Source organism: Micromonospora maritima, assembly GCF_902825405.1.
Lineage (GTDB): Bacteria > Actinomycetota > Actinomycetes > Mycobacteriales > Micromonosporaceae > Micromonospora > Micromonospora maritima.
Map to the genome: position 1 here is coordinate 1 of NZ_CADEAU010000637.1, position 2,703 is coordinate 2,703.

At 74.7% G+C, this 2,703-nt stretch carries 3 protein-coding genes and 1 pseudogene; 2 read left to right on the forward strand and 2 right to left on the reverse strand.

Translation table 11 applies throughout. The features are described 5' to 3' along the window. Positions 1–423 (reverse strand): annotated as a pseudogene (locus HUW36_RS30335) (helicase-associated domain-containing protein); the annotation flags it as partial. 37 nt (positions 424–460) lie between these two features. Between HUW36_RS30335 and HUW36_RS30340 the strand changes: the two are divergent. Next, positions 461–1,084 (forward strand): HAD family hydrolase, encoded by a 624-nt coding sequence (locus HUW36_RS30340; protein WP_174531222.1) that lies wholly within the window; start codon positions 461–463, stop codon positions 1,082–1,084. A 28-nt stretch (positions 1,085–1,112) separates the two neighbouring features. After that, positions 1,113–1,499, forward strand: a complete 387-nt coding sequence (locus HUW36_RS30345; RefSeq protein WP_091583311.1) for a cold-shock protein — start codon at positions 1,113–1,115, stop codon at positions 1,497–1,499. On the opposite strand, the gene HUW36_RS30350 is transcribed toward HUW36_RS30345, so the two are convergent. Then, positions 1,460–2,290, reverse strand: a complete 831-nt coding sequence (locus HUW36_RS30350; RefSeq protein WP_174531223.1) for a 1,4-dihydroxy-6-naphtoate synthase — start codon at positions 2,288–2,290, stop codon at positions 1,460–1,462. The two genes, HUW36_RS30345 and HUW36_RS30350, sit on opposite strands and share 40 nt — an antisense overlap. Positions 2,291–2,703: the final 413 nt, after the last annotated feature.

Consider the following 2,703-nt stretch of genomic DNA (forward strand, 5'->3'; position numbering starts at 1 on the left):
GTCCAGCTCCGCCGCCGGTCGGCCGAGCCCCGCCGGGTACGGGGACACCTCGTCGACGCCGCCCACCACGCGCAGGTCGTGCTCGGGCCCGTACAGCAGGAACCGCGCCCGGAGCCGGTCCACCGCGGCGCGGACCGTGGTCGGGGCGGGCGGGTGGGGCCCGGCGGTGGCCATGGCCAGGATCTGGTCGGTGGAGGTGCCGCCCTCGGGGCCGCGGGTCAGCCGGGCGGCGTCGAGGATCTGCAGGGTGAACTGGTCCAGCCCGTCGAGCGCCCGGGCCACGGAGACCCGGGACTGGGCGCGCAGGGCGAGGGCGGACACGTCGGCCGGCACCGGCACGACGAGGTCGGGCCGCAGCTGGAGCAGCGCGGCCAGGGACTCGTCGGGAAGGGCCCGCAGGTGGTCGGCGAGTGAGGTGGTCATCGTCGTACCACGCTAGCCCGCTGGGTAGGTTCTCGGCATGTCTCCGCTGATGGTCGGCTTCGACCTCGACATGACCCTGGTCGACTCCCGCCCCGGCATCGCCGCGGCCTTCCGGGCGCTGACCGCGCGCACCGGCGTGCCGGTGGACGAGGAACTGGCCGTGTCCCGGCTGGGCCCGCCGCTGCGGACCGAATTGGCGTACTGGTTCCCGCCCGAGCGGATCGAGGAAGCGGTGACGCTCTACCGGGAGCTGTATCCCGCGTACGCGATCACCCCGACGGTGCCGATGCCCGGCGCGGCGGCGGCCCTGCGGGCGGTGCACGCACGCGGCGGCCGGACGATGGTGGTGACGGCCAAGATGGGCCGGCTGGCGAAGCTGCACCTGGACCACCTGGGCCTGCCGGTGGACGAGCTGGCCGGTGACCTGTTCGCCGAGCAGAAGGCGACCGCGTTGCGCGAGCACGGGGCGACGCTCTACGTGGGTGACCACGTGGCGGACATGGCCGCGGCGCGGGCCGCCGGGATCCCCGGTGTGGCGGTGGCGACCGGCCATTGCACGCCGGACGAGCTGAGCGCCGCCGGCGCGGAAGTGGTGCTCGATGATCTCGCCGAATTCCCGGCGGCGGTCGACCGGATCATCGGGCTAGCCTTGGAGGGGTAGACGGTTCGAGTGGAGCGGGGTTCGACAGGTGCCGACGGGTCGAGTGAAGTGGTACGACGCGGCCAAGGGATACGGGTTCGTCACCAGTGACGAGGGTGGCGACGTGTTCCTGCCCAAGGGCGCGCTACCGGCGGGTGTCGCCGACCTGAAGGGTGGCCAGCGCGTCGACTTCAGCGTGGTGGACAGCCGGCGGGGCGCCCAGGCGATGGGGGTCAAGCTGCTGGAGGCGCCGCCGTCCGTGGCGGAACTGCGCCGGCGGCCGGCCGAGGAGCTGCACGGCCTGGTCGAAGACATGATCAAGGTGCTGGAGGCGAAGGTCCAGCCGGACCTGCGCCGGGGCCGTTTCCCGGATCGCCGGACCGCGCAGAAGATCGCTCAGCTGGTCCACGCGGTGGCGCGCGAGCTGGAGGTCTGAGGGACGAGCCCGGCGTCGGCGGCCCGGCCCAGCAGCGCCTCCACGGCGGCGAAGCCGGCCTCACCCAGGTCGGCGGTGAATTCGTTGACGTAGAGGCCGATGTGCCGGTCCACCACGTCGGGCTCCATCTCCTGCGCGTGCGCGAGCACGTACTCCCGGCTGGCCTCGGGGTCCGCCCAGGCCTGCCGCACCGACTCGCGGATCCACGCGGCGGCCTCGACCGGGTCCACCGCGCCGCGGCGGGCCAGGATCGCGCCGAGCGGGATCGGCAGCCCGGTGTCGCCCTCCCACCACTCACCCAGGTCGACAAGCGCGGTCAGCCCGTGGCGCGGGTAGGTGAAGCGCGCCTCGTGGATCACCAGCCCGGCGTCGTACCGGCCGGCGGCCACGCCCGGCATGATCTCGTGGAACGGCACGACCTCGATCCGCGCCGGCGCCTGGTCCGCCGCCCAGAGCCGGAACAGCAGGTACGCCGTGGTCCGCTCACCGGGCACCGCCACGGTCGCGCCGGACAGGTCGGCCCGGTCGCCCCGGGTCAGCACCAGCGGCCCGCAGCCCCGGCCCAGCGCGCCCCCGCAGGGCAGCAGATGGTAGTCGTCGAGCAGCCACGGCAGCGCCGCGTAGCTGACCTTCACCAGGTCGAACGCCCCCCGCTCGGCGGCCGTGTTGGTGACGTCCACGTCCGCGTAGGTCACGTCGACCGGCGGTGCGCCCGGCACCCGCCCGTGCACCAGCGCGTCGAAGACGAACGTGTCGTTGGGGCAGGGGGAGATCGCCAGGGAGAGCGCCACGCCCCCACCGTATCCCCGGCTCCGCCGCCGCCCGCCACCCCGGTGCGGCCGTTGTGAGGTGCCACCGGCACGCGGAGGGTCGGCGTCTGGTCCCGGCACTGCCGCCGCGGTTGGCCGCCTCGAGCACGGCCGCAGCCTGGACCAGACCGGTTGCCGGCAGAACCGCCCCACGTCGCGGGATCCGTGCCGCCCCGGACGGGTCCCGCCATCCCTCGGGGCTCGCTTTCGAGCTGATATCAGAAACGACTCAGACCGCGTCGCCCACGCCTGCCCCGCGCCGTGCTGCACAGCGCCGTGCCGCCCCCGGTAGCGCCGTTCACCGCCTCGCACCGTGCCGAACCGCGCCGTGCCGAACCGCGCAGTGCCGAACCGCGCCGTGCCGGGCCGTGCCGGGGGCCGCGCCGGGCCGTGCC